The sequence below is a fragment of the Williamsia sp. Leaf354 genome (assembly GCF_001424365.1).
Taxonomy (GTDB): Bacteria; Actinomycetota; Actinomycetes; order Mycobacteriales; family Mycobacteriaceae; genus Williamsia_A.
The window spans coordinates 1,152,345-1,178,267 of the sequence record NZ_LMPL01000001.1 but is presented as its reverse complement, the minus strand read 5'-3'; the positions used below and the strand labels follow the sequence as shown (position 1 = coordinate 1,178,267).

Here is a 25,923-nt window from a genome sequence, read left to right as displayed (position 1 = left end):
ACGTGCGCCATGTCACAACAATTGCGGTGGCGGCAATAGTTGCGCGGGCATTACCTTTTTCCGGTGACCATCACCGACCCCTCCGCGGACACCGCGGCGTCCACGGAACAGACGTTCGACGTCCTCGTCGAGTTCCTCGGGCGCCTCATGACCACGGCCGAGGTCGATGCGCTCGACAGCCTGTTCAACACCGAGATCTCGTTCTCGCACTTCCGCACCCTCATGGTCCTCGCGGGCCGCGGGCGGGCGTTGTCGGTGAACGAACTCGGTGACGCGTTGCACCTGTCCGTCGCGGCCACCGGTCGCAACGTGGACAAGCTCGTGGGCCTGGGACTCGTCGATCGACGCGAGGACAGCCACGACCGCCGCATCAAGCGGGTGTCCCTCACCGACGAGGGCCACACCGTCGTCAACGCCCATCTCGACAGCAAGGAGGAGCAGTTCCGGCACTTCGTCGGCCGACTGCCCGCCGAGCTACGCACCAACCTGTACGACGCTCTGCACTCGATAGTCAGCGGCGACTACCTGTCCGAATCCGATCCGGTGTTCGCTCACCGGCACCATCAGAAAGTGGACTGATGACCTCCTCGACACCATCGACCGATCAGGGATCGGGGCTCGACGCCCGGACCCTGAAGGTCGCCGCCGTGGTCGTGCTCGGCGCGATCATGTCGATCCTCGACACCACGGTCGTGGCCGTGGCGCAGAACACCTTCCAGGACGTGTTCAACACCTCCGCCGCCAACGCCGCCTGGACGGCCACCGGCTACACCCTGGCACTCGCCGCGGTGATCCCGCTCTCGAGCTGGGCCACAGCACGTTTCGGCACCAAGAACGTCTACCTCACCTCGCTCGTGCTGTTCGTGCTCGGTTCCATCCTCTGCGCCTTCGCATGGAACATCGGATCGCTCGTCGCGTTCCGCATGCTGCAGGGCGCCGGCGGCGGCATGCTGATGCCCGTCGGCATGATGATCCTCACGCGCGCAGCGGGTCCCGAGCGTGTCGGCTCGATCATGGCCGTTCTCGGTATCCCCATGCTGCTCGGACCCATCGCGGGCCCGATCCTCGGCGGCGTGCTCATCGAGTTCGTGTCGTGGCACTGGATCTTCCTCATCAACGTCCCGATCGGCATCCTCGCCATCGCGTACTCGGCGTGGATCCTCGACGGCGAGGAGGAGAAGTCCAAGCCCCCGTTCGACTTCGTCGGACTGCTGCTGCTCTCCCCCGGTCTCGCGGTGTTCCTCTACGGCGTCTCGTCGTCGAACTCCGAGGGCACGTTCATGTCGGCCAAGGTGCTCATCCCGATGGTGATCGGCGCGGCGCTGATCGTCTCGTTCGTGGTCCACGCCCTGCGCGGCAAGACCCCGCTTCTCGATCTCCGCTTGTTCCGCAACCGCACGCTGAGCATCACCGTCGTCACGTTCACGTTCTTCCTGATCGCGTTCTTCGGTGCGTCGCTGCTGTTCCCGCAGTACTTCATCGGTGTGCGCGGTGAGTCGACGCTGATGGCCGGCCTGCTGGTCGCGCCGCAGGGCCTCGGCGCGATGCTGACGATGCCGATCGCCGGTCGCATGACCGACAAGATCGGACCCGGCAAGTTCGTGCTCACCGGCATCGTGCTCATCGCGGTCGGTCTCGGCGTGTTCATGTTCCTCGGAGCGGACACCTCGTACTGGCTGCTCGGCGGCGCCCTGTTCGTGCAGGGTCTCGGCATGGGCATGTCGATGATGCCGATGATGTCGGCCGCACTGGCGACGCTGAAGGCCGAGAGCGTCGCCGACGGCTCGACCCTGGTCAACGTCGTCCAGCAGACCGCCGCCTCCATCGGCACCGCGGTCATCTCGGTGATTCTCGCGACCAACCTCAAGGGTCTGGCCGCACCGACACCGGGCGCCTCGGCCGGCGCGTTCGGCGACACCTTCGTGGTCGCCGTGGTGCTCATAGTGATCTGTCTGGTCCCGGCGTTCTTCCTGCCCCGCAAGAAGATCGCCGTCGCCACCCCGGTCGACGAGAACGGCGAGCCCGTCAAGGCCGCCCCGGTGATGATGCACTGATCGCCCGACCCGTTCGACCCACGAGCCCCGCCGGCACACCGGCGGGGCTCGTGTCATCTCTGCACCCAGTACCCGACCGCCCCAACCGCCCCGACCGCCCCAACCGCCCCACCCCACCCGCCCCACCCGCCCCACCGCCCGCCCATCCCGCCAGTTGGGCCGTTGTTTCCCGCAGTTGGGCCGGCGTTCGCGTCAGTTGGGCCTAAGGCGACTCGAAGGGACGCCGAATGAAACCAGAACGCTGCCGACGCCGTCCAACCGTGCATGACATTCGGCGAGCACCCGCTATGGGGCGAAGCGCACATCATCCGGGCGAACGCGCACGCGCACGACGTCCGGCGCGATCACCATCGCCTCCATCGGGGTATCTATGTCGAGCCCGGCATCGCCCTGTCCCCTGTCGACGTGATCCGCGCGGCCGCGATGCGGGCCGGACCCGGCGCAGTCGTCGCGGGGACGAGCGCCGCAGTCCTGCACGGGGCGAAGTTCAACGACACCGGAGACGAGGTCGAATTGATCCGCGACCTCAGCGGTCAGGGACGCACGCGCAACGACGTCCACATCGTCCGAACCGACGGCCTCGAACCGGGGATGATCGACGTCGTCGACGGAATCGCGGTCACCTCGCCGATCCGTACCGCGTACGACCTGGGTCGGAGAACGCCCGCGTGGATGGCACTCGGTCGCCTCGACGCCCTCGCCGCTGCGACGGATCTCCACGTCGGGCAGCTGTGGTCGTATGTCCGGGACCATCCCCGCACGAAAGGGATCCGGCAGATGCGCGAACTGGTCCCGTTGATCGACGCGAATGCCGAATCACCCGGCGAGAGCTGGCTTCGTTGGGTGATGATTCAGGGCAAGTTGCCGAAACCCGAGACACAGATCGAGATTCGCAACGCACGGGGCGAACTGATCGCACGCTTCGATCTCGGATATCGCCGCTACAAGGTGGGCATCGACTACGACGGCGTCGACTTCCACACGTCACCGACAGATCGAGCCCATGACCGTCGCCGCGACCTCGCCGTGCGCAACCGAGGGTGGGAATCGATCCGAGTCGACTCGGCGACCCTGTCTCCCCACCCCGACAGGGTCATTCGCACCATTGCCGACGCACTGGTGATCCGCGGCTACCGGCCGTCGGAGTAGAACGTCGGCCCAACCGAAGCGAACGTCGGCCCAACTGCGGGAAACGACGGCCCAACTGGCGGGTGGGGTGGGGTGGGGTCAGATGGCTCGGGTCTGGCGGAGGACCCAGGCGTGTTCGAAGGCGACTTCCTCCCACTGTTTGTAGCGACCGCTGACGCCGCCGTGTCCGGCGCTCATCTCCGTCTTCAACAGGATGGGGTTGTCGGACGTGGTGGTGTCCTGCAGACGCGCAACCCATTTCGCGGCCTCGGTGTACATCACGCGGGTGTCGTTGAGCGAGGTGATCGCCAGGATCGAGGGGTACGCGACGGCCGCGACGTTCTCATACGGCGAGTACGACTTCATGTACTCGTAGACCTCGGCGTTCTCCAGCGGGTTGCCCCACTCGTCCCACTCGATGACGGTCAGCGGCAACGACGGATCGAGGATCGACGTCAACGGGTCCACGAACGGGACGACGGCGAGGATGCCGCTGAACAGCTCGGGCGCGAGGTTGGCGACGGCGCCGATCAGCAGGCCACCGGCCGAGCCGCCCTCCCCCACCAGCTGCGACGGCGACGTGGCACCGGTGTCGACGAGATGCCGTGCGGCGTCGACGAAGTCGGTGAAGGTGTTCTTCTTGGTGAGCGTCTTGCCGTTCTCGTACCAGTGCCGCCCCATCTCGCCGCCGCCGCGGACGTGGGCGATGACGAACACGACACCGCGGTCGAGCAGCGACAGCCGTGCGATCGAGAAGCCGGGATCCATGCTCGCCTCGTACGAGCCGTACCCGTAGAGCAGCGTGGGCGCCGGCCGCGACACATCCTTGCGGCTCACGATCGACAACGGGATCTGCGTGCCGTCGGCGGCGGTGACCCACTCGCGTCGCTGCTCGTAGTCACCGGCGTCGTACTCGCCCAGCACCACTTGCCGTTTGAGCAGGATCCGCTCGCCGGTGCGCACGTCGAGGTCGATGACCTCGCTGGGCTCGATGAAGCTGGAGTACCCGATGCGCAGGCGCGGCGCCGCCCACTCGGGGTTGCCCGCGAGGCCTGCCGTCGACAGTGGCTCGTCGAAGGTCACCTCCTCGAACGCGACCTCGGTCGCGCTCGAGGCGTCGCGGATGTCGGCGATGGAGATCCGCGGGGTCGCTCCGCGTCGGTAGCTGAGCACCAGCTGGTCGGCGAACGCGTCGACACCCTCGATGCGCATCTCGTCGGAGTGCGGGACGAGGACGCGGGTGGCGGTGGGGTCGTCGGCCGGGGCGTCGAGCAACTCGAAGTTCTCGGCGTTCTCGTTGTGGGTGATGAGGAACCGGTCCTCGCCTCCGATGACGGCGTGCTCGACGTCGTACTCGACGCCGTCGCGACGCGGCCACACCACGCGGAACTCGCCGGTCGGGTCGTCGGCCGAGAGAACGTGGACCTCGGAGGTGATCTTCGAGCCCAGCCCGATCATCAGGTACTTGTCGCTGCGTGTCCCGCCGATGCCGACCCAGAATCGTTCGTCGGGCTCGTGGAAGACCTTCACGTCGTCGGTACCGGCGCCGAGATCGTGGCGCCACACGGTGTCGGGCCGCCACGCGTCGTCGACGGTGAGGTAGAAGATGTGCCTGCCGTCGTGCGACCACGTCGCGCCGGGCGCGGTGTTCTCGACCGTCTCGGCCAGCATCTCACCGGTGCGAAGATCCTTGAAACGCAACGTGTACCGCTCGTCGCCCTTGACGTCGACGCTGTAGGCGAGCAGATCGCCGTCGTCGGTCACCGAGAACGCACCGAGGCTGTAGAAGTCGGTCCCCTCGGCGTCGAGGTTGGAGTCGAGCAGAACCTGTTCGCCGGGGAGCGGGGCGTCGCCCGACACCGTCGGCGGATCCCAGTCGTCGTCGCCGGCGATCGGCGCACGACACCGCAGCGGGTACTGCTTGCCCTCGACCGTCCGCGCGTAGTACCAGTACTTCCCTCGGCGCGACGGCACCGACATGTCGGTTTCCTGTGTGCGCGCCTTGATCTCGCCGTAGATCGCCGTGCGCAGATCGGCCAGTTCCGCGGTGTCGGCCTCGGTGAGCGCGTTCTGCGCCTCGAGGAAGGCGATGACCTCGGGGTCCTCCTTCTCGCGCAGCCACTCGTAGTCGTCGACCACCTCGTCGCCGTGGTGGACGCGGGTGACCGGGACCTTCTTCGCGGCGGGAGCCTGCGGTGCGGTGGTCATTGCTCCTCCTTCGGCCAGTCGTCGAACGACAGACCCGAGATACGTTCGTAGGCATCGATGTACCGGCGACGGGTGCGCTCGGCGACATCGTCGGGCAGTGGCGGTGGCGGCCCGTCGGCGGCTTTGTCCCACCCCGAGTCGGGGCCGGTGAGCCAGTTGCGCACGATCTGCTTGTCGAAACTCGGCTGCACCTGTCCCGGGGTGTAGGTCTGCGCGTCCCAGTAGCGGGAACTGTCCGGGGTCATCACCTCGTCGGCCAGCACGAGACCGCCGTCGGCGTCGGTACCGAACTCGAACTTGGTGTCGGCCAGGATGATCCCGCGCTCACGCGCCAGGTCGACACCGCGCGTGTAGATGTCGAGCGTCAGCGCCCGGGCCGCCTGCGCCACGTCGGGCCCGACCTTGTCGACGACGGCGTCGAAGTCGATGTTCTCGTCGTGGTCGCCGATGTCGGCCTTGCTGGCGGGAGTGAAGATCGGTTCGGGCAGCTGCCATGCCTCGTCGAGTCCGGTGGGCAGTGCGATGCCGCAGACCGCGCCGTTCGCCCGGTAGTCGAGGAGCCCCGATCCGGTGAGGTACCCGCGGGCAACGCATTCGACGGGCAGCATCGGCAGCCTGCGCACCACCATCGAGCGCCCGAGGACCGATCCCGGGATGCGTTCGTCGGTGGCGTCGCCGGCCAGGTGGTTGGGCACGCCGAGGGTGTCGAACCAGAAGAACGACATCGCGGTCAGCACACGCCCCTTGTCGGGGATGGGCGTGGTGAGGATGTGGTCGAAGGCGGAGATCCGGTCCGACGACACCATCAGCAGCGTGTCGTCGTCGATCTCGTAGAGCTCGCGGACCTTGCCCGACGCCACGTGGCGGTAGGACTCGAGGGTGGGACGCATTCCCTCAGGCTAGTGGCGCGACCCGGTTGGCCGCCCCTGCGGGGATGGCACGGCCCCCGCCGTGACGTTGCACCGATCACACGATCACGACACCGACCTGTGAGGAGCCACCATGGCCGACGACGCCACCGCCCTGCACGACGTCCTCGTCGACGCGTTCACCCGTGTCGACGACGCTGTCGCCTCGTTGACCGACGACGCCGATCCCGCGGTGCTCACACACCGGATCGACGCCGATGCGAACACCATCGCCTGGCTCATCTGGCATTCGGCGCGGGTCGTCGACGACCACATCACGGGGCTGTCGGGCCGCGATCAGGTGTGGCCGCAGTGGCGCGACCGGTTCGATCTCCCCTTCGACGACTGGGCGACCGGTTACGGACAGTCCAGCGACGAGGTCGCCGCGGTCCCCGGCGACGGCGCCACGCTGGCCGGGTACTTCCATGCCGTGCACTCCGCCACTCTGGACTATGTCCGCGGGGTGGATGCCGACGAGATCGAGCGGGTCGTCGACAACAACTGGGACCCGCCGGTCACCGCGGGGGTCCGACTGGTGAGTGTCGTCAACGACATCACGTTGCACCTGGGACAGGCCCAGTTCATCGCCGGCGTCGCCCACCGCGCGGCGACCTCGGGGTAGACGCCGACCACACCCACCGATGCCGACCGACCGGCGTCACAATCCGACCCCGACCACCGACTCGTCACTTCGGCCCATCTGGATTCGCGGCTTGTCAGATTCGTGGTGAGGATGTGTCCACGCGGTCACACCAGAGGTGACGAGCCCCGACGTGGCGGCCGCGGACAGCAGTGCGGAATCACCGCACACATCGGCGGCCGGGGGGTCCATCAGTGCTCGACAGACGTGCGTTCATCACGGGGGCGACGCGAGCCGCCGCCGGTGTCGCTGCCACCGCAGCCCTGGGTCCGATGGCTGCCCGTGCCGTCGCCTCGCCCGTCGGCGAGCCCGCCTACCGTGCGCTGGTCCCCGAGATCTATCGCCGGGTGCCGTCGGCGCCCGCGTTCAGCGACACCATCGTGGTGGGCACCGGGTTCGGGGCCGCCGTCACCGCATTGCGTCTGGGACAGGCCGGACTCGATGTCACCGTGCTCGAACGCGGCTCGCGCTGGCCGATCGACCCGCACCGCGCGATCTTCGCCAACGACGTGCTGCCCGACGGGCGCGGCTACTGGCGCCGCACCGTCAATCCCGTCCCGCTCACCGGACTCCACCAGGTCCCCGTCGACTCCTTCGGCGGAGTGCTCGAGGCCACCGAGCACGGCGACCTCGAGGTGTGGCGGGGTGCGGGCGTCGGCGGCGGATCACTGGTGTTCACCGGCGCCCTCGTGCGGCCCGAGCGCCGGTTCTTCGAGGCGGTGTTCGGCTCCACCCTCGATCATGACGCGATGACCCCGTATTACGCCCGGGCTCTTCGGGGTCTGGGCGGATCACCGATGCCTTCGGACGTCGTGGCATCGGGACCCTTCACCCACTCGCGGGTGTGGGACGCCGAGGCCCGTCGCGCCGGGTACGCGCTGCAACGCATCGACGGCATCTGGGACTGGGACATCGTCCGCGCCGAACTGCGGGGCGCGGTCCGTCCCTCGGCGATCATCGGCGAATCGAACCTCGGCAACGCCGACGGCAGCAAGAACGACCTGCGATCGACCTATCTCCGACAGGCCGAGGCCACCGGGCGGGTGCACATCCATCCCCGCCACGAGGTCATCGACATCGGTTGCGACGCAACCGGATTCGTCCTCACCGTCGCCGAACTCGCCCCCGACGCCACCGTGATCCGTCGCCGCACCATCGGCTGTCGGCGCCTGTTCCTCGGCGCCGGATCGATGGGGACCTCGGCCCTGCTGGTCCGCGCCCGCGACACCGGCACCCTGCCAGACCTGAGCGGCGCGGTCGGCGAGGGCTGGGGCACCAACGGCGACGCCGCCCTGGTGCGCGGGCCCGATCTCCGCGCGAACGGCCTCGTCCAGGCGTCACCGTCGGCCACGCGGATCGTCGACGAATCCACCGGAACCGCTGTGTCGCTGGAGAACTGGTATGTACCCGGGAACCCTGTCGACCTGTCGCTGATCGGCTCACTCGGCATGGTGCTCGACGGCACCCGTGGGCGGTTCGTGCTCGACCGCTCCACGGGACAGGTCGACCTGCGGTGGCCGCGGGGTGGCAACCGCGACGTCGAGAACGCGTTGCGTGCGGTGCACTCCCGCATCGCCGAACGCAGCGGGATCGGTGTCGGCGCAGGGCCGTTGGCGAGAGACGTGAACACCCGCTTCACCGCCCACCCGCTCGGCGGTGTCGTGCTCGGCCGCGCCACCGACACCCACGGTCGTGTCGAGGGCTACCGCGACCTGTACGTGGTCGACGGCGCGCTCATTCCGGGTTCCACCGGCACGGCGAACCCCTCGTTGACGATCACCGCCCTCGCCGAGCGCAACATCGAGGCCGTCATCGCCGCCGGCGGCTGAGCCGCGGTCGGCAGTCGGTCAGAGGATCGGCGCCGGCGCATACGCGGCGGCGTCGGGGTACTGCTCCACGAGCCGGCCGACCGCGGCGACGACGTCGGCGACCTGCGCCTCGGCGGCACCGATGAACGCGTGCTTGTCGGCGAGGGCGGCGTCGAGTGCCGCGCGGTCGAGCGGAAGTCGGTCGTCGGCGGCGAGGCGGTCGAGCAGGTCGGGCTCACGACCCTCCTCGCGCATGGCCAGCGCGACGGCGACCGCGTTCTCCTTGATCGCCTCGTGTGCGGTCTCGCGGCCCACCCCGGCGCGCACCGCCGCGATCAGCACCTTCGTGGTCGCGAGGAACGGCAGGTAGCGGGCCAGCTCCTTCTCGATCACCGCCGGATATGCACCGAACTCGGCGAGCACGGTCAGGAACGTCTCCATCAGTCCGTCGATCGCGAAGAACGCGTCGGGCAGTGCGACGCGACGCACCACCGAGCAGAACACGTCACCCTCGTTCCACTGGGCGCCGGCGAGTTCGGCGGCCATCGATCCGTAGCCCCGCAGGATCACCGTGAGCCCGTTGACCCGTTCGCAGCTGCGGGTGTTCATCTTGTGCGGCATCGCCGAACTTCCGACCTGGCCGGGTTGGAAGCCCTCGGTCACCAGTTCGTGGCCCGCCATCAGGCGGATGGTGTGCGCCAGTGACGACGGGCCGGCCGCCACCTGCACCAGCGCGGAGACGACGTCGTGGTCGAGTGACCGTGGGTACACCTGGCCGACCGAGGTGAGTGAGTGCGAGAAACCCAGGTGTGCAGCGATCTTCGACTCCAGCTCGGAGAGCTTGGCGGCGTCGCCGTCGAGGAGGTCGAGCATGTCCTGCGAGGTGCCCATCGGGCCCTTGATGCCGCGCAACGGGTATCGGTCGATGAGTTCCCGCAGTCGGGTCAGCGCGACGAGGAGTTCGTCTGCGGCCGAGGCGAATCGCTTGCCGAGAGTGGTGGCCTGCGCGGCGACGTTGTGGCTGCGCCCGGCCATCACGATCGACGAGTACTCCGCGGCGCGATCGGCCAGCCGTGCCGCGACCGCGACCCCGTGGGCGTGCACGTGCTGGAGCGAACGCAGGATCTGCAGCTGCTCGACGTTCTCGGTGAGATCGCGGCTCGTCATCCCCTTGTGGATGTGCTCGTGGCCGGCGAGGGCGTTGAACTCCTCGATGCGGGCCTTCACGTCGTGGCGGGTGACGCGCTCGCGATCGGCAATGGACGACAGGTCGATCCGGTCGATCACGCGGGTGTAGTCGTCGATGACGCCGTCGGGGACGTCGACACCCAGATCACGCTGCGCCGAAAGGACCGCGATCCACAGTTGCCGCTCGAGGGCGATCTTGTGTTCCGGCGACCACAGCGCCACCAGATCGGCCGATGCGTAGCGACCGGCGAGGACATTGGAGATCCGAGGCTTTTCCGACACGGCGCTCATTGTGCCCTGACCGGCGCAGCTGCCCAACCGCGGTCGTCACCTGCCCAACTGCGGTCGTTACGTGCCCAACCGCGGTCGTTACCTGCCCAACTGCGGTCGTTACGTGCCCAACTGCGGTCGTCAGCGGGGTTGGGGTCAGGAGTAGGCCTTGGGCAGCGGCAGGCCGCGATCGGCGAGGACCTGACGCAGACGCGTCGGGTAGTCGGTGATGATGCCGTCGGCGCCGGCGTCGATCTGGGCGTTCATCACGTCGACGTCGTCGATGGTCCACGGCACCACCGTGAAGCCCATCGCGTGCGCGCGCTCCACGAACGCCTTGTCGGCGACCAACGCGAAGTCCTTGTCCTTCGTGGTCTGGCCGTAGGGCACCGAGTAGCCCGGCGAGAGCACCTGCACACCCAGCTTCTGCGCGCCGGCGATCACGTCACCGCCCACCGAGGCGTAGTCGACCGAGCCGGTCCACATCGAGTTCGGCTTCCATGTCGTCTCGTCCCACAGCGCGACCAGCGGGATCGACGGTGCGGCCTGCTTCACCAGCGGCAGGGTGCGCCAGTCGAAGCTCTGGATCTCGACCTTGTCGGTCTTGTTCGCCGCCTTCACCGCGCCGAGGATCACGTCCACGTACTGCTGCGGGGTGGCCGACTCGGTGCGCTTCTCGCCCTCGATCTTGGTCTCCACGTTGTAGCGGACACCGGCCTTGTACTTGTCGGCGAGCGCGAACAGCTGTGGCAGCGTGGCGATCTTGTTGCCCTCGACCACCTTCGCGTCGGGGTAGGCGGCCAGCTTCTTGCCGCATTCGAGCGTCTCGATCTGGGCGTAGGTGAGATCGTGGACGACCTTCCCGACGTACGGGAACTGCGGGTCGCCCGCGGTGACCGGCGCCGTGTCCGAACACTTGGTGGCGTCGATGGTGGGGTCGTGCCAGATGATCGGCGCGAGGTCCTTGGTGAGGACGATGTCGAGTTCGAGGGTGCTCACGCCCAGCTTGATCGACTGCTCGAAGCCGTACAGCGACTCCTCGGTGTGCTCGCCGCGGCCACCCCGATGTGCCTGCAGGTCGACCGTCCGCACGGCACTCGACGCCGATGACGACGACGCCGACGAGGCGTCGGGGGAATCCGACCCGCACCCGGCCAGACCGACCGCGGAGACAGCAACGATGGCGAGGGCGGCGGAGAGGGGGCGCAGTCTGCGGCGTCGAGAGGTCATCACGGAACCTCACGGTAGGGGCGGTCGGCGGCGATCACCGAACGGCGACGGTCGAGTTCACCGACTGTTCAGCCGACGGTCGTCGGCGTGGACCGGCGCCAGCACGTCGACGACGTCGCACAGCGCGATGCGCGTGACCTCCATGACGTCGTCGACCGAATCGGCGAGCGCACCCACGACGGCGCCGTCGACCACGGCCATCAGCTGGTTGACCCGCTCGGGACTGCCCACCCGGCCGGACTTCTCGAGCACCTCGCAGTGCAGGCCGGCGAGGAGTTTGCGGCGGTTGGCGAGCACCGGCCGCAGCCGCGGGAACCGCGCGCAGAGCACGATCATCTCGTATCGCGTCGTCAGCTCGTCGCGGGTGGTGCCGTCGCCGACGAACACGTCGGCCAGCGCCTCGGCGGTCGCCTCGTGTCCCCGCCGGCGACGGGTGAGCATCTCCGACCGCAGTCGGATCGCCTCCTCGTCGTGGTGACAGGCGAAGGTGACGGCCTCCACGATGAGGTCTTCGAGGGACTCGAAGTAGTAGGTCGTCGACGCCAGGGGCAGCCCGGCCCGGTCGGCCACGGCGCGATGGCGCACCGCGTCGAAGCCGCCCTCGAGCAGGAGTTCTGCTGCGGCGGAGATCAATCGGGCACGCCGTCGCATTCCCTTGGGCGTGGCTGCCGACGTCATCCGATCATGCTGCCAAATGTGTGGTGCACGTCACCGTGTTTTGGCCGAAACGGCCCCACCCCAGGGTGGCGCCGCGATCAGCCCGCGTGCAGGCGCGAGGTCTCGAACACCGGGGTGAGCAACTCCAGGCCGCGCTCGATCTCGGCGGTGGTGCCGGCGAAGCTCAGCCGCACCGTCCGGTTGCCCGAGCGGGTGTCGAAATCGGCGCCGGGCGCCATCGCGACGCCGGTGTCGGCCAGCACCCGCGCGCACCACGACAGGGAGTCGTCGGTGACGTCGCCGATGTCGGCGTAGACGTAGAACGCGCCGTCGGGTGGGGCGATGTCGGTGACACCGAGGGTGGCGAGACCGTCGAGCAGTACCGCACGGTTGGCGGCGTATCTCTCGACGTGCGAATCACATTCGGCGATCGACTCCGGGTCGAAGGCGGCGACGGCCGCCGCCTGCGACACCGCCGGCGGGCAGATGGTGAGGTTCGCGGTGAGGCGTTCGACCCCGCGCCGGTAGCGCTGCGGCACCAGCATCCATCCCAGGCGCCATCCGGTCATCGAGAAGTACTTCGACACCGACCCCATCACCACCGACTCTCGCGACGTCGCCCAGGCACAGGACGTGGGGCCGGCGTACTCGATGCCGTGATAGATCTCGTCGGAGATCAGCAGGGTGCCGTGGTCGGCGCACCAGGTGGCCAGTGCGGCCAGATCGTGCGGGGTGATGACGGTGCCGGTCGGGTTGGCGGGGCTGGCCACGATGAGTCCCGCGGGTGGGGAGTCGAGGGCGTCGAGCATCTCGACGGTGGGCACGAACCCGGTCGCGGCACCGCAGTCGAGTTCGACCACCTCGCACCCCAGGGCACGCAGGGTGTTGCGGTAGGCCGGATATCCCGGGCGGGCCATCGCGACGCGGTCCCCGACATCGAACGCAGCCAGGAAGATCAGCGTGAAGGCACCCGACGAGCCGGTCGTCACGACGACGTCGGCGGGGTCGACCTCGAGGCCGTACCGCGTCCGGTAGTGCCCGGCGATCGCGGTGCGCAGCGGCGCGATGCCGGCCGACTCGGTGTAGCCGAGCACGTCGGCGGCCAGTGCCGAGCGCACCGCCCGCAGCACCGGCGCGGGGGCGGGTGTGGACGGCTGCCCTGCCGCCAGCGACACCACCTCGAGTCCTGCCGCGCGACGGGCGGCGCAGGCGGCGAGGACGTCCATCACGTGGAACATCGCGATGTCGGAACGCTGCGAGCCCTCTGCTCGCGCACTCCCCGCTCGTGAACTGCCTGGTGCGGACATGGCTCGACACTAACGTCGCGCGGGTTCACCGGTAGCCTGTGGAGTCGTTCGCCGACACCACGATGTCGGCGCGGGGGCCGAGACAGACCACGGGTAGAGCAGAAGGGGACGACCGGGTTCATGACCGCACTCGATCGTCGTACGGTGCTGCGTGCCGCGCTGGGGATGTCGGCGTTGGCCGTCGGTGGTGCTCCGGTGCTCGCGGCCTGCGCCGACGACGACCGTGGCCGGATGGACCCGCGTCGCGCGGCCCAACCGCAACGGGAGGACGAGGTCTCACCGGAGTCGACGGTGCCGACATCGGTCGCCCCGAACGATCCGACGCTGATCACCGGCAGTTTCCGGTCGGTGAAGATGGCCGGGCGCGAGACCCGATGGGTGGTGGCGCGGCCGCCCGGCGTCACCGGTCTGTTGCCGGTGGTCCTGGTGCTGCATGCGCTCAACACCGACGAGCGCACCGCGTTCGACTCGAGTCTGCAGATGCACCGCTATCTCGCGCAGTCGGTGGCGGCGGGCACGGCGCCGTTCGCGCTGGCCGCTCCCGACACCGGGCGCAACTACTACCACCCTCGCCTCGACGGGGCCGATTCCGCGGCGATGATCATCGACGAGTTCCTCCCGATGCTCACCTCCGACACCTCGCTGGGCCTGCGCACCGACCGGATCGGCCTCTACGGGTGGTCGATGGGCGGCTACGGTGCACTGCGGATCGGTGCCATCCTTGGACCGCAGCGGGTGGCCGCGATCGCCGCGAGTTCGCCTGCGCTGTGGGGTGATCCACGAACGTTCCCGCCACGCGCGTTCGACAGCCCGCAGGACTACCAGGCGAACTCGATGTTCGGTGCGCAGAACGCGTTCGCGAAGATCCCGCTGCTCATCGACATCGGTGCGAGCGACCAGTTCTACCTCTACACACGCCAGTGGATGGCCGGCCTGCACCCGCCTGCGGCCTTCACCACCGCGCCCGGCGGGCACAACAATCGCTTCTGGCGCAGTGTCCTCCCCGACCAGTTGGCGTTCCTCGGCCGCAATCTCGCGGCCTGACCCCGGGAAGGTTCAGGTGGGGATGGTGATGCGACCCTCGAGCGCCGCCAGCCCGATGTCCGAACGGTGATGTGCCCCGGCCAGTTTCACACCCGCGAGTCGTTCGTAGGCCTGCTTGCGCGCCTCACCGAGGTCGGCGCCGGTGCCCACCACGCTCAGCACACGTCCGCCGCTGGAGATCACCGCACCGTCGGCGCCGAACGCGGTGCCCGCGTGGAGGACTCCTTCGGCGTCGCTGCCGGTGATCGGGTCGCCGGTGCGCGGCGACGCGGGGTAGTGCTCGGCGGCGACGACCACGGTGACCGCCGCACCGTCGCGCCACCGCAGGGGCGCGAGTGAGGCCAGCGCACCCGTCGCGGTCGCGTGCAGGGCCTCACCCAGCGGCGAGTCGAGCAGCGCGAGGACGGCCTGGGTCTCGGGATCGCCGAAGCGACAGTTGAACTCGACGACGGCGGGACCGTCGGGCCCGATCGCGAGGCCCGCGTAGAGCAGTCCGCTGAACGGCGTTCCCCGCGTGGCCATCTCGGCCGCCACAGGCCGGACCACCTCGTCGACGATCTGCTCCACCACGCCGTCGGGCAACCACGGCAACGGGGTGTAGGCACCCATCCCCCCGGTGTTGGGGCCGCGGTCGCCGTCGCCGACGCGCTTGTGGTCCTGCGCAGGCAGCAGCGGCACCACGCCGGTGCCGTCGACGAGACAGAACAGCGACACCTCGGGACCGTCGAGGAACGATTCGAGCAGCACCGGGTGGCCGAGTTCGAGGAGATCAGCGGCGTGGGCGCGGGCGGCATCGCGGTCGGGCGAGACGACGACGCCCTTGCCGGCGGCGAGACCGTCGTCCTTGACCACCCAGGTGGGACCGAAGCGGTCGAGCGCGGCATCGAGGTGGGCGGGGGTGTCGACGATCTCGCTGTAGGCGGTGCGCACCCCGGCCGCGGCCATGACGTCCTTCGCGAACGCCTTCGAGCCCTCGATCTGCGCGGCGGCGGCCGACGGACCGAACGTCGCGAAGCCGGCGGTACGCAGCGCATCGGCGACCCCCAGGACCAGCGGAACCTCGGGTCCGATGACCACCAGATCGGCGTCGACCTCCGCGGCCAGGGAGACCACGGCCTCGCTCGAGGCGACATCGACCGCGTGGTTGGTGGCGAGTGCCGCGGTCCCGGCGTTACCGGGTGCCACGTGCAACGACGTCACCGACGGGTCGGCCGAGAGTCCCACCAGAAGCGCGTGTTCGCGGCCGCCGGATCCGATCACCAGTACTCGCACGAGCGGTGACTCTACCGGCCGCACCGTGGAGGGGCCCCGGACCAACGCGTCCGGTACGCGCTCACCCGGCCACGCGGGCACGCAGCCGGTCGAGGGCCTCCGCACGATGGCGGGTGCCGATCAGCTCGTCGAGCACGACCACGCCCACCGGGGCGATCGCGGTGACGATCAGTGCGTAGACCACCTCGACACCGCCCGCGGCCAGCGCGACCGACCCTCCGAGGACCGCGACCGCCCCGATCGCGAGCAGCACGTTCAGGACGTCGAACTCGACGAGATAGGAGTACGTGGCGGTGATGCCCACGAGATAGACACCCAGCGGGACCGCCACACACGCGACCACGACGGCGGCCGACACGGTGGCCTCGTGTTCGAGATACAGCGCCGCCACGTGCAGACCGGCACCGACGGCCGCGATGGCCATGAAGACGAGGATGTGCGAGTAACCCCAGCCGAAACACTTGCTGCGCCGCAGTTCCAGCGCGTCACCGGTCGGCACCACGAAATAGATCCACCACATGGCGAAGGTGGTGGCGACACCGGCCAGACCGAGCACCGCGGTCTCGACATCCCAGCCCTGCGCGTGGACCACCGCCTGCAGCGCGACGACCGTGCCGACGATGCCCTCGCCGAGGGTGATGATCGCCAGCAGGCCGTAGCGCTCGGCGATGTGGTGGGGGTGCCACGGGGTCGCCGGCTCGGAGTTGCGGGTCTCGGCGACGAACGGACCCGCGAGTTCCAGGGCGACGAGCCCCACGGTGGCGATCAACGTCGGGACCAGGGTCATCTCCAGCACGATCACCAGCACCCAACCGATCTGCGCGATGAGGATCGCCGCGGCGTAGGTGAGGCAGGTCCGCCGGTACTGCGGGCTCTGCAGCGCCGCCCGGACCCACTGGAACATCATGGCGACGCGCATCACGACATAGCCGAGGACGGCCACCCGGTTGTCGATGGTGCGTCCCTCGGCCACGGAGGTGAACACCGGCTCGATGCCGAGGGCGAGGATGAGGACGCCACCCATCTGCAGCATCGTGACGACGCGGAACACCCAGTCGTCGGTGTCGAAGGCCGAGGCGAACCAGGTGAAGTTGATCCACGCCCAGATGCTGGCGAAGGTCGCGAACAGGAATCCGATGAGGGCGGTGGTGTAGTCGCCCTCGGCGAGATAGTGGGCGAGTTCGGTGCCGGCCAGCGAGAACGCGACGACGAACGTGAGGTCGAAGAACAGCTCGAGGTTGGTGGCGGTGCGGCCTTCCTCGTCGTGGGAGCGGCCGGTCATGCGCGTGACCCGATGGGCCAGCGGGTTACGCGCGGACGAGCCCGCGTCGGTGGCAGTCATGGCGACCTCTTCGCGCGATCGGGGACGAGACGGGTGGAATGGTACGTACCGGCCATTCCCCGTGCGCGACGTCGAGGGACCGTTAGGTTGGCTTTCATGCCTGCGTACCCGCCGACCGTCCCCCACGACCACGGCATGCTCGACGTCGGCGACGGCCAGTTCGTCTACTGGGAGAGCTGCGGCAACCCCGACGGGAAGCCGGCGCTGCACGTCCACGGTGGGCCCGGGTCGGGGTTCTCTCCCGGCGCCGGGCGCAGTCTCGACCCGTCGCGATACCGGATCATCAATGTCGATCAGCGCGGCTGCGGCCGGAGTCGGCCGCACGCGAGCGACCCGTCGACGTCGTTGGAGACCAACACCACCTGGCATCTGGTCGCCGACATGGAGCGCGTGCGTGTGCATCTCGGCATCGAACGGTGGTTGCTGCACGGCGGATCGTGGGGGTCGACGCTGATCCTCGCCTACGCGCAGACCCATCCCGATCGCGTCACGCAGATCGTGATCCCGGCGGTCACGACCACCCGCAAGCGCGAGATCGACTGGCTCTACGGCGGTGTCGCGCGCTATTTCCCCGAGGAGTGGGATCGCTTCCGCGCGTCGGCGGGGGTGCCGGCACGCGAACCCGGCACCGCGCGAGCCGATCTCGTGCAGATCTACGCCCGCCTCGTCAACGACCCCGACGAGAGCGTCCGCCTCGCGGCCGTCGACGCATGGTGTCGCTGGGAGGACACCGTCCTCTCACTCGAACCGAACAGCTCCGGCAACCCGTTCCGCGGCAGGCCGTCGGATGCCCGGATCGCTCTGGTGCGGATCTGCGCGCACTTCTTCTCCCACTACGGCTGGCTCGCCGAGGGTGCCCTGATCCGTGACGCCGGGAAGCTCGCCGGGATCCCCGGCGTGCTGGTCCACGGCCGTCACGATCTGGGGAGCCCCGTCGACACCGCCTACGACCTCGCCGCCGCGTGGCCGGGATGCGTGCTGCACGTCGTCGACGACGGCGGCCACACCGGCTCGGAGCAGCTGGGCCGAAACCTCGTCGAGGCGCTCGACCGGTTCGCCTCGATGTGAGCTCGCGGGCGGCTCAGTCGGAGACGCGCGCCACGAACGCGGCCAGGTTCTGACGGACGCGGTCGATCTTCGACTCGACGTCGAGATCCTCGCGGTACTGCTTGCCCAGCGCCGGCGTCTTCTTACCGCGCGCATAGAGCGAGCAGTCGAGGTCGCTGCAGATGTAGGTGCCCACGGTATTGCCCTTGCGTCCTGCTTCGCCCGCCTTGCGCGCGGTCATCAGCGACACCCCGCCCGAGGGATGGGTGGTCAGGCAGATCTTGCACATCTGTGCCTTGCGCGAGCCGCCGGTCTCGTACCGCAGCGCCACCCCGACCAGGCCGTCGTCGCCGGGGGTCACCACATACGACCGTCCGGCGTACGTCGGATCGACCCAGCCGAGGAAATCGATGTCCTCCCAGCGGGTCTCGGACAGATCGCGGGGCAGCACGATCCGCTTCATCTCGCCCTTCGTCGCGTTGACGAATGAGGCACGGATGTCGGAGTCGGTCACGGGTTCCACGGAGAGGCACCGTATGCGAGGCCCGACGGCCGGGCAACGGGATTTCGGTACCGCCGACGCGGGCCGAGTGGACGGACGCAGGTGCCGGGGCACCCGCGTCGGCCTGCTCGACCCGCGTTCGACACTGGTCAGCCCTTCGGTGCGGTGAGGTCGTAGAGCGTCACCGAGCCGACGGTCATCGCGGTGTAGTGCGCGGTGACCCACTCGCTGATGGCCGTGGCCGTCCCCTCGGTGTTCATGCCGCCACCCATCCGGCCACCACCGATGAAGTAGTGGATCTTCCCGTCGCGCACGTACTGCTGGAACTGCGCGAGCGTGGGTGACGGATCGCTGCCGTTGAACCCGCCGATCGGCATGACCGGCTTCTGCGTGGCGAGCTGATACCCCGACGCGGAGTTGGACCCGATGGCCGCCGCGACCCAGGTGTAGTCCGAGGCGTGGTTCTCGAGCAGGTCGACCATCTCGGCCGTCGGCTTCGACCCCTCGAGCAGACCGCCGCCGGGACCGCCCATGCCCATGCCGCCGAAGGCCTCGGCACGCGCGGCCGTGCCGCCGCCCTGGTTCGCCCCGCCGGGGGTCATGCCGGGCGGCGTCTGACCGCCGGGGCCCTGGCCCTGACCACCGAAACCACCGAAGGCGCCGGGGCCGAATGCGCCGCGTTGACCTCCGCGACGTCCGCCCATGCCGCCCGGCCCGAACCCGCCCTTGACCTGCGGGCCGGCACTGATGATGGAGCCGCTCTTCGCCGTCGCCACGTGGTCGATCGCGTACGCCGTCGGTCCCGCGAGACCCATCACGATCGCCACCGCGGCGACCACCGCCGCGATCCGCGGGATGCGCGTGACGAGCACCCCGAGCGCGGCGAGCACCGCGAGAACCACCACGACGACCTTGAGCCACGGCACGAAGTCCGACGAGCGGTTGAGCAGGACGAAGGACATGACGCCGGTGACGACGAATGCGGCCGCGAGCACCAGTCGCACCCAGAGTCGGCCGCGTTCACGCCAGCAGAGCACTCCCCCGGCGCCGATGAGTCCGGCGATCGCCGGGGCCAGAGCAACCGTGTAGTACGCGTGGAAGATGCCCGACATGTAACTGAACGTGACCGCCGTCGTGAGCAGCCAGAGCAGCATGACCGCCACCAGTGCCCGCGGGGTGTTCGTCCGCGCCGCGCGTCCCGCCAGCACGAGGGCGGCGACACCGAGGATCAGCGCGGTGGGGATCAGCCACCCGATCTGTCCACCCTGTTCGGGTTGGAACATGCGGAAGAACCCGGTCTCGCCCCACATACCGCCGCGGCCACCCGGGCCGCCCGCGCCACCGGGGAACCCGGCACCGAACGCACCCTGGGCGGCCTCCGACGTCGCGCGCCGTGCGCCGCCGCCGGTGGAGCCGGTCTCGTTGCCGGTGAGTCGGCCGAAGCCGTTGTACCCGAACGTCAGCTCGAGGATCGAGTTGTGTTGCGAACCACCGATGTAGGGCCGCGAGTCCTTCGGCCACAGGGTGACCGCGAGGACCCACCAGCCGGCACTGACAGCCATCGCGGCCAGTGCGGCGACCAGGTGGCCGAGTCGCTTGATCGGTGTGTGCTGTCCGAACGCGAGGTAGGTCAGGGCCAGCGGCGGGATGACCAGGAACACCTGCAACTGCTTGGTGAGGAACCCGAATCCGACGAACACACCGGTGAGGATCATCCAGCGGATGCGGCCGTCCTCGATGGCCTTGAGCGTCGCCCACACCGCGGCGATCATCAGCAGCACCAGTAGTGCGTCGGGGTTGTTGAAGCGGAACATCAGGGCCGCAACGGGTGTCAGCGCCAGGGTGGCACCGGCGAGGAGGCCGGCCGTGGCTCCCACGTACTTCTTCACGATCAGGTACAGCAGGGCGACCGAGGCCACCCCCATGAGGACCTGGGGCACCAGGATGGACCACGAGTTCAGGCCGAAGATCCGGACCGCGATACCCGGGATCCACAGCGACATGGGCGGTTTGTCGACCGTGATGGAGTTCGCGGCGTCGGACGACCCGAAGAACCACGCCTTCCACGACACCGACCCGGCCTGGATGGCCGCGGAGTAGAACGAGTTGGCGTAGCCGTTGGCGGCCAGATTCGACAGGTACAGCACGGCCGTGCCTGCGAGCAGCACGGCGAGACCGATACGGTCGCGCACCACCGACGTGGGCCGACGCCCCCCGTCGGTGCGGGGGGCGTCGGTGACGTCGTCGGCGTGGGCCGAGGGGATGTCGGACAGTGTGCTCATGCGGTGGCTGCACTCTCGAGTTCGGTGGTCGGGTGCGCGGAGCGGAACACCCAGCGCAAGGCGACGAATCGGGTCAGGGTGGCAACGAGATTGGCGACGATGAGGACGAGCAACTCGATGTGCTTGCCTGCGTCGGGGGCGAACGCGTGCAGTGCCCACAGCGATCCGGCGGTGAGTGCCCACCCGAACACGAACACCGCGATGCCCTGCATGTGGTGTCGTGCGGCGCCGTCGCGTCCCTTGATGCCGAAGGTGAACGCGCGGTTGGCGGCGGTGTTGAACACCGCGGTGATCAGCAGGGCGGTGAAGTTGGCCGCCTGTGCGCCGATCAGCGAGTGCAGCATGAGGTACAGCACCGCGTAGGCGACGGTCGAGATCACGCCGATCACCGCGAAGCGGACCAACTGGCCGACCATGCCGCGCGGCACACCGGTCACCTGCGGGTCGTCGAAACGGTTGCGGCCGAGGCTGCGTCGCAGCTCTGCGACCGGGAGTTCGCCCTGGGCCAGCGCGCGGCCGACCCGCCAGCAGCCCTTGAGGTCCTCGGTCGCGGTCTTGACGATGTCGACCTTCGAGTTGGGGTCGTCGATCCAGTCGACGGGCACCTCGGCGATGCGCAGCCCGATGCGCTCGGCCAGCACCAGCAGCTCGGTGTCGAAGAACCAGCCGGTGTCGGCGACGTAGGGCAGGACCGCCCGCGCGACGTCGGCCCGCATGGCCTTGAACCCGCACTGGGCGTCGGAGAACTTCGCGCCCATGGTGGTCCGCAGGATGAGGTTGTAACTGCGCGAGATGAACTCACGCTTCGCGCCGCGGACCACCCGCGACGACCGCGACAGCCGCGACCCGATGGCGACGTCGGAATGACCCGACAACAGCGGCGCCACCAAGGGCATCAGCGCGTTGAGGTCGGTCGACAGGTCGACGTCGCAGTAGGCGACGACGGTCGCGTCGCTCTCGCTCCACACCGCGTTCAGTGCCCGGCCGCGCCCCTTGGCGTCGAGGTGGACGATCCGGACGTTGTCCATCGTCTGCGCGAGCTCCACACCGACGGCCAGGGTCGAGTCGGTGCTGGCGTTGTCGGCGATGGTGATCCGCGCCGAGTACGGCACACGGGTCCGCAGGTGCTCAGCGAGCCGCACGATGCAGGTCTCGAGGTCGGCTTCCTCGTTGTAGACCGGGACCACCACGTCGAGCTCGGGGGTCGGGTGGGTCCGGTCGACCACGACGGTCATCTCGGGGGCGCGAGTCGGCTCGGGAAACGTCGCGTCGCCCGACCGATCGATGGTGTCTGCTGTCATACAGGAGACTCTGATCGAGTCGGCTGGCTCGATTCTGCGGCCGACCTGTCAGCTTCCTGTGAGCGAGGGGTCCGCCGATCAGCCGGTGAAGAACAGGCGCAACGCCGGTTCGGGGTCCACCGCGGTCCCGATGTTGGCCGCGACCACCACGCCGAGTGCGAGGGTGGCCACCGCGAACACCACGGCCGACGCGCCCACCATCGGACGCCGCCGCCCGCCGCGGTCGGCCCTCCGGGCGCGTCGGGTGGCCACGACGGCGACCGCCGCGAACGCGGCGACCACCACACCGAGGCTCACCGCGAGAACCGCGTGGTACCGACCGAAGTCGCTGATGAGGGTCGCCACCGCGGGATCGGTTGCCCCGCGCGACATCACACCGCCGGCAGCGGCTCGGGTCGACTCGTCGGGCAGCAGGCTCAGTGCCGAGGACAGCGGCGCGAGAGCGCCCTGCACGTTGGCGACGGCGAGCAACGAGGCGGCGACCACGGCGAGGCTGATCGCCCCGCCGACCACTGCCCACCACACTCGTGCGACACGGGTCGAGGTGGGTGCGGCCGTGGCGACGAGTCGGCGACCCAGCGCCACCAGAGCCACCACCGCGGCGATCGCGAAGACGACCTTCACCCAGTGGAACTGCGACCAGTAGTCGGTGAGGTCGGCGAGCGGGCCGGACACGGTCGCCGCGTGACGTCCGAGGAACCCGTCGACAGCACCGGTCGCCGCGGCCGCGAGCCGATGCCCGCCGGTGATCCCGGCGCCATAGGGGTCGCCCACCACGATGCTCGGGGCGACGACGAAACCCACACCCGCCGCTGCCGCGACGGCCGCCCACACCGGAGCCGAGCCACCGGCTCCGCGACGCCTCGCGTCGATCGCGTGCGCCACGTCAGTCGGCGACGTGCTCGGTGTGCCCCGCCGACCGCAGCGCGGCGCGGATCCTCGCCGCGGCGTCGTCGAGGGCGGCCGGATCGGGGTCCTTCTCGGCCAGCGCGAGATCGAAGGTCTCGAGTGAGTGCGCGGGGAACACGTGGATGTGCAGGTGTGGCACCTCGAGGCCGGCGATCAGCAGACCCATGCGCGGGGCGTCGAACGCGTCGCGCGTGGCCGTGCCGATGGTCTGCGACACCGCCGTGAGATGCGCGAACACACTCGGATCGACCTGCTCCCAGTGGTCGATCTCCTCCCGCGGCACCACCAGCACGTGGCCCGGGGTGACCGGGTTGATGGTGAGGAACGCGACGGCCGTGTCGTCTTTCCAGACGAAGCGTCCGGGGATGTCGCCGTTGATGATCATGCTGAACACGGTTGCCATGGCTCGATCGTAAGCCCGGCGATCGGCTGCTGAGATCGTCCCCCTGGGCGCCACCCGAGGGCAGATCGCCGTCGGACACCCGCCACGGGGACGATCTCGGCAGCTACTCCGCGCGGGGGATGCGGACGCGGAAGGTGGCGCCGCCGCCGGGGGTGTCGTCGACGCCGACGGTGCCGCCGTGGGCGTCGACGAGCGCGGCCACGATCGACAACCCGAGACCACTGCCCCCGACGCCGCCGTCCCGGTGTCGTGACGAGTCACCGCGGAAGAAGCGCTCGAAGACGCGGGCGCGGTCGGCCGGGGCCAGGCCGGGACCGGTGTCGACGACGGAGATGATCGCGTCGCGGTCGTCGGTGCCGATCTGCACGGTGATCGTCGCGTCGTCGGGGGTGTGTCGGATCGCGTTGGTGATCAGGTTGCTCAGCACCTGCGACAACCGCGCCGCATCGCCCATCACCGCGGGGATGCCTGGGCCGTCGAGCACCTGCAGCGCGATCTCCCGCTCGGGCGCCATCGCGCGGGCGCTGTGCACCGAGTCCGACGCCAGTGACAACAGGTCGACCTGCGCGCGCTCGAGGGGCCGCTGGGCGTCGAGCCGCGCGAGCATCAACAGCTCCTCCACGAGCAGGCCCATCCGCCCGGCCTCGGTCTCGATCCGCGACATCAACTGCCCGGTGTCGGTCATCGCGCCCTGGCGGTAGAGCTCGGAGAACCCGCGGATCGAGGTCAGCGGGGTGCGCAGTTCGTGGCTCGCGTCGGCGATGAAGCGCCGCATCTTGTCCTCGGAGCTGCGCGCCTGCTCCTCCGACGCGGCCGTGGCGGCGAAGGCGTTCTGGATCTGGTGCAGCATCACGTTCAGTGACGTCGCGAGCCTGCCGACCTCGGTGTTCGGCGGCGACGTCGGGACACGCTGATCGAGGTCGCCGCCGGCGATCTTCTCCGCGGTCTCCTCGACCCGCCGCAGGGGTCGCAGGCTGGTCCGCACCAGGAGGTAGCCGAGGCCGCCCACGACGACCACCACACCGAGCCCGACACCGAGTTGCAGCCAGATGAGGCGGGTGACGGTGTCGTCGACGTCGGTCAGCTTGATCGCGACGACCGAGGTGGTGGCGACGCCCGACGGGTTGGTCGCGGTCACCTTCACCACGCGCCACCGCGCGTCGGATCCGGTCGCGCTGTCGACGGTGACCGGGTCGGTGGAGAAGCGTGAGAGGTCGGACAGGTCGGGGGTGCCACCGACGTCGTTGATGGTGAACGTCGCCCCGTCAGAACGGATCAGCATCACGTAGTAGGGCGAGGGCGGGCGACGTTCGGTGGTCGGGCTGCCGCTCTGTCCGTTCTGGCTGAAGGGTCCGCGGTCGTCGCCGTCACGCGGACGGGCCCACCCCTCGGCGGCACCGCGCAGACCGTTGTCGGTGCGGTCGATCAGGCGGTTCTCCAACGCCGACGTGACCGACACCCCCGACACCACGAGGCCGAGCGCGACCAGCACCAGCATCAGCCCGACCAGCGAGACCCGGAGCGGGACACCGCGTTTACGACGCGGGATCGGCGACTCGGGCGCGACCGGTGCGGTCGTGGGACGGGGCGCCTCCGGCGCGGGGGCGGTCATCGAGGTTCGCGCATCACGTACCCCACGCCCCGCAGGGTGTGGATGAGGCGTTTGTCGCCGGTGTCGACCTTGCGACGCAGATACGACACGTAGGACTCGACGACGTTGACCTCGCCACCGAAATCGTAGTTCCACACGTGGTCGAGGATCCGTGGCTTCGACAACACGGTCCCCGCGTTGATCATGAAGTACCGCAGCAGGGTGAACTCGGTGGGCGACAGCGACACCAGTTCGCCGTCCTTCCACACCTCGTGGGTGTCGTCGTCGAGTTCGATGTCGGCGAACGAGATCCGCGTCGGTTCGGCGGGCTTCTCCCCGAAGCCGTTACGACGCAGGATCACCCGCAGTCGGGCGACGACCTCCTCGAGGCTGAACGGCTTGGTGACGTAGTCGTCGCCGCCGATGGTGAGCCCGTTGATCTTGTCCTCCATCGAATCCCGCGCGGTGAGGAACAGTGCGGGGGCCTCGATCCCGTCGGCGCGCAGCCGACGCAGCAGTCCGAAGCCGTCCATGCCGGGCATCATCACGTCGAGCACCAGGGCGTCGGGGCGGAAGGTGCGGGCCTTGTCGAGGGCGGCGGGACCGTTGGCGGCCGTCGCGACGTCGAAGTTCTGGAACTTCAGCGACACCGACAACAGTTCGAGGATGTTCGGCTCGTCGTCGACGACGAGCACGCGGGCACCGGGATCAGTCATGGTGCCCACCTTCCGTGTACGCGCTGACATGGGGCTGGCAGAACCCTGGCAGGTTCCTGTGAGCCGATCCCACCCTCTCACGACGGGGATCTCCGCAGGTCGCAACGGCGCGAGCG

22 protein-coding genes are annotated in these 25,923 nt (G+C 69.2%); 7 read left to right on the top strand and 15 right to left on the bottom strand.

Features of this window, described 5'->3' with window-relative positions; translation table 11 throughout:
* Positions 1-63: 63 nt before the first annotated feature.
* From ASG12_RS05680 to ASG12_RS05670, 3 genes are all read left to right on the top strand, one after another.
* On the top strand, positions 64-579 hold the full coding sequence (locus ASG12_RS05680) for a MarR family winged helix-turn-helix transcriptional regulator (protein WP_235456074.1): 516 nt from the start codon (positions 64-66) through the stop codon (positions 577-579).
* Positions 579-2,054 carry a DHA2 family efflux MFS transporter permease subunit gene (locus ASG12_RS05675; RefSeq protein WP_055786195.1) on the top strand — a complete coding sequence of 492 codons (1,476 nt, stop codon included), beginning with the start codon at positions 579-581 and terminating at the stop codon, positions 2,052-2,054. Before ASG12_RS05680 ends, ASG12_RS05675 begins: the two co-directional genes overlap by 1 nt.
* 264 nt (positions 2,055-2,318) lie before the next feature.
* Positions 2,319-3,203 carry a hypothetical protein gene (locus ASG12_RS05670; protein ID WP_055786192.1) on the top strand — a complete coding sequence of 295 codons (885 nt, stop codon included), beginning with the start codon at positions 2,319-2,321 and terminating at the stop codon, positions 3,201-3,203.
* A gap of 78 nt (positions 3,204-3,281) precedes the next feature.
* Here ASG12_RS05670 and ASG12_RS05665 read toward each other — a convergent pair whose 3' ends face one another.
* Together ASG12_RS05665 and ASG12_RS05660 are read right to left on the bottom strand one after the other, a co-directional pair.
* Positions 3,282-5,390, bottom strand: a complete 2,109-nt coding sequence (locus tag ASG12_RS05665) for a S9 family peptidase (protein ID WP_055786189.1) — start codon at positions 5,388-5,390, stop codon at positions 3,282-3,284.
* On the bottom strand, positions 5,387-6,280 hold the full coding sequence (locus ASG12_RS05660) for a phosphoribosylaminoimidazolesuccinocarboxamide synthase (protein ID WP_055786185.1): 894 nt from the start codon (positions 6,278-6,280) through the stop codon (positions 5,387-5,389). Before ASG12_RS05660 ends, ASG12_RS05665 begins: the two co-directional genes overlap by 4 nt.
* A 112-nt stretch (positions 6,281-6,392) precedes the next feature.
* Here ASG12_RS05660 and ASG12_RS05655 point away from each other — a divergent pair, with 112 nt between their 5' ends.
* Positions 6,393-6,920: a mycothiol transferase gene (locus ASG12_RS05655; protein WP_055786183.1), complete on the top strand. Its 528-nt coding sequence runs from the start codon at positions 6,393-6,395 to the stop codon at positions 6,918-6,920.
* 290 nt (positions 6,921-7,210) lie between these two features.
* Positions 7,211-8,767: a GMC oxidoreductase gene (locus ASG12_RS05650; protein ID WP_082501785.1), complete on the top strand. Its 1,557-nt coding sequence runs from the start codon at positions 7,211-7,213 to the stop codon at positions 8,765-8,767.
* 18 nt (positions 8,768-8,785) lie between these two features.
* Here the strand turns inward: ASG12_RS05650 and purB are convergent, their stop codons facing one another.
* The 4 genes from purB to ASG12_RS05630 all read right to left on the bottom strand — a co-directional run bounded on the left by purB (position 8,786) and on the right by ASG12_RS05630 (position 13,398).
* Positions 8,786-10,216 (bottom strand): adenylosuccinate lyase, encoded by a 1,431-nt coding sequence (purB, locus tag ASG12_RS05645; protein ID WP_443089073.1) that lies wholly within the window; start codon positions 10,214-10,216, stop codon positions 8,786-8,788.
* A 144-nt stretch (positions 10,217-10,360) separates the two neighbouring features.
* Positions 10,361-11,413, bottom strand: coding sequence for a glycerophosphodiester phosphodiesterase family protein (locus ASG12_RS05640; RefSeq protein WP_443089082.1), 1,053 nt, complete (start codon positions 11,411-11,413; stop codon positions 10,361-10,363).
* 78 nt (positions 11,414-11,491) lie between these two features.
* A complete protein-coding gene (locus ASG12_RS05635; protein WP_055786174.1) occupies positions 11,492-12,112 on the bottom strand; it encodes a TetR/AcrR family transcriptional regulator in 621 nt (206 codons plus the stop codon).
* A 77-nt stretch (positions 12,113-12,189) separates the two neighbouring features.
* Positions 12,190-13,398: an aminotransferase class I/II-fold pyridoxal phosphate-dependent enzyme gene (locus tag ASG12_RS05630; RefSeq protein ID WP_055786172.1), complete on the bottom strand. Its 1,209-nt coding sequence runs from the start codon at positions 13,396-13,398 to the stop codon at positions 12,190-12,192.
* A gap of 120 nt (positions 13,399-13,518) precedes the next feature.
* On the opposite strand from ASG12_RS05630, the gene ASG12_RS05625 reads away from it, so the two are divergent.
* Positions 13,519-14,442, top strand: a complete 924-nt coding sequence (locus tag ASG12_RS05625) for an alpha/beta hydrolase (RefSeq protein WP_055786170.1) — start codon at positions 13,519-13,521, stop codon at positions 14,440-14,442.
* Positions 14,443-14,454: 12 nt separating this feature from the next.
* On the opposite strand, the gene purD is transcribed toward ASG12_RS05625, so the two are convergent.
* A complete protein-coding gene (gene purD / locus ASG12_RS05620; RefSeq protein ID WP_055787750.1) occupies positions 14,455-15,714 on the bottom strand; it encodes a phosphoribosylamine--glycine ligase in 1,260 nt (419 codons plus the stop codon).
* Positions 15,715-15,775: 61 nt separating this feature from the next.
* Positions 15,776-17,056 (bottom strand): low temperature requirement protein A, encoded by a 1,281-nt coding sequence (locus ASG12_RS05615; RefSeq protein WP_235456072.1) that lies wholly within the window; start codon positions 17,054-17,056, stop codon positions 15,776-15,778.
* A 96-nt stretch (positions 17,057-17,152) separates the two neighbouring features.
* On the opposite strand from ASG12_RS05615, the gene pip reads away from it, so the two are divergent.
* Positions 17,153-18,124 carry a prolyl aminopeptidase gene (gene pip / locus ASG12_RS05610; protein WP_055786167.1) on the top strand — a complete coding sequence of 324 codons (972 nt, stop codon included), beginning with the start codon at positions 17,153-17,155 and terminating at the stop codon, positions 18,122-18,124.
* 13 nt (positions 18,125-18,137) lie between these two features.
* On the opposite strand, the gene ASG12_RS05605 is transcribed toward pip, so the two are convergent.
* The 7 genes from ASG12_RS05605 to ASG12_RS05575 form a co-directional block, all read right to left on the bottom strand.
* Complete coding sequence (locus ASG12_RS05605; protein WP_055786164.1) at positions 18,138-18,626, bottom strand: FBP domain-containing protein; 489 nt, start codon at positions 18,624-18,626, stop codon at positions 18,138-18,140.
* Positions 18,627-18,754: 128 nt separating this feature from the next.
* Complete coding sequence (locus ASG12_RS05600; protein ID WP_055786162.1) at positions 18,755-20,887, bottom strand: glycosyltransferase family 39 protein; 2,133 nt, start codon at positions 20,885-20,887, stop codon at positions 18,755-18,757.
* Positions 20,884-22,188 (bottom strand): bifunctional glycosyltransferase family 2/GtrA family protein, encoded by a 1,305-nt coding sequence (locus ASG12_RS05595; protein ID WP_082501662.1) that lies wholly within the window; start codon positions 22,186-22,188, stop codon positions 20,884-20,886. Before ASG12_RS05595 ends, ASG12_RS05600 begins: the two co-directional genes overlap by 4 nt.
* 78 nt (positions 22,189-22,266) lie before the next feature.
* Complete coding sequence (locus ASG12_RS05590; RefSeq protein WP_055786160.1) at positions 22,267-23,073, bottom strand: hypothetical protein; 807 nt, start codon at positions 23,071-23,073, stop codon at positions 22,267-22,269.
* A 1-nt stretch (position 23,074) separates the two neighbouring features.
* Positions 23,075-23,500, bottom strand: a complete 426-nt coding sequence (locus ASG12_RS05585; protein ID WP_045821757.1) for an HIT family protein — start codon at positions 23,498-23,500, stop codon at positions 23,075-23,077.
* Positions 23,501-23,603: 103 nt separating this feature from the next.
* Positions 23,604-25,112, bottom strand: coding sequence for a sensor histidine kinase (locus ASG12_RS05580; RefSeq protein ID WP_055786158.1), 1,509 nt, complete (start codon positions 25,110-25,112; stop codon positions 23,604-23,606).
* On the bottom strand, positions 25,109-25,807 hold the full coding sequence (locus tag ASG12_RS05575; protein WP_045821838.1) for a response regulator transcription factor: 699 nt from the start codon (positions 25,805-25,807) through the stop codon (positions 25,109-25,111). Before ASG12_RS05575 ends, ASG12_RS05580 begins: the two co-directional genes overlap by 4 nt.
* Positions 25,808-25,923 lie beyond the last annotated feature (116 nt).

Excerpts from the sequence above, each read along its gene's own strand:
- ASG12_RS05615 (WP_235456072.1), bottom strand. The coding sequence starts at position 17,056 with ATGACTGCCACCGACGCGGGCTCGTCCGCGCGTAACCCGCTGGCCCAT.
- ASG12_RS05625 (WP_055786170.1), top strand. The coding sequence starts at position 13,519 with ATGACCGCACTCGATCGTCGTACGGTGCTGCGTGCCGCGCTGGGGATG.
- ASG12_RS05580 (WP_055786158.1), bottom strand. The coding sequence starts at position 25,112 with ATGACCGCCCCCGCGCCGGAGGCGCCCCGTCCCACGACCGCACCGGTC.
- ASG12_RS05655 (WP_055786183.1), top strand. The coding sequence starts at position 6,393 with ATGGCCGACGACGCCACCGCCCTGCACGACGTCCTCGTCGACGCGTTC.
- ASG12_RS05585 (WP_045821757.1), bottom strand. The coding sequence starts at position 23,500 with ATGGCAACCGTGTTCAGCATGATCATCAACGGCGACATCCCCGGACGC.
- ASG12_RS05600 (WP_055786162.1), bottom strand. The coding sequence starts at position 20,887 with ATGAGCACACTGTCCGACATCCCCTCGGCCCACGCCGACGACGTCACC.
- ASG12_RS05630 (WP_055786172.1), bottom strand. The coding sequence starts at position 13,398 with ATGTCCGCACCAGGCAGTTCACGAGCGGGGAGTGCGCGAGCAGAGGGC.
- ASG12_RS05665 (WP_055786189.1), bottom strand. The coding sequence starts at position 5,390 with ATGACCACCGCACCGCAGGCTCCCGCCGCGAAGAAGGTCCCGGTCACC.
- ASG12_RS05660 (WP_055786185.1), bottom strand. The coding sequence starts at position 6,280 with ATGCGTCCCACCCTCGAGTCCTACCGCCACGTGGCGTCGGGCAAGGTC.
- ASG12_RS05595 (WP_082501662.1), bottom strand. The coding sequence starts at position 22,188 with ATGACAGCAGACACCATCGATCGGTCGGGCGACGCGACGTTTCCCGAG.
- ASG12_RS05650 (WP_082501785.1), top strand. The coding sequence starts at position 7,211 with ATGGCTGCCCGTGCCGTCGCCTCGCCCGTCGGCGAGCCCGCCTACCGT.
- ASG12_RS05575 (WP_045821838.1), bottom strand. The coding sequence starts at position 25,807 with ATGACTGATCCCGGTGCCCGCGTGCTCGTCGTCGACGACGAGCCGAAC.
- ASG12_RS05635 (WP_055786174.1), bottom strand. The coding sequence starts at position 12,112 with ATGACGTCGGCAGCCACGCCCAAGGGAATGCGACGGCGTGCCCGATTG.
- pip (WP_055786167.1), top strand. The coding sequence starts at position 17,153 with ATGCCTGCGTACCCGCCGACCGTCCCCCACGACCACGGCATGCTCGAC.
- ASG12_RS05670 (WP_055786192.1), top strand. The coding sequence starts at position 2,319 with ATGACATTCGGCGAGCACCCGCTATGGGGCGAAGCGCACATCATCCGG.
- ASG12_RS05675 (WP_055786195.1), top strand. The coding sequence starts at position 579 with ATGACCTCCTCGACACCATCGACCGATCAGGGATCGGGGCTCGACGCC.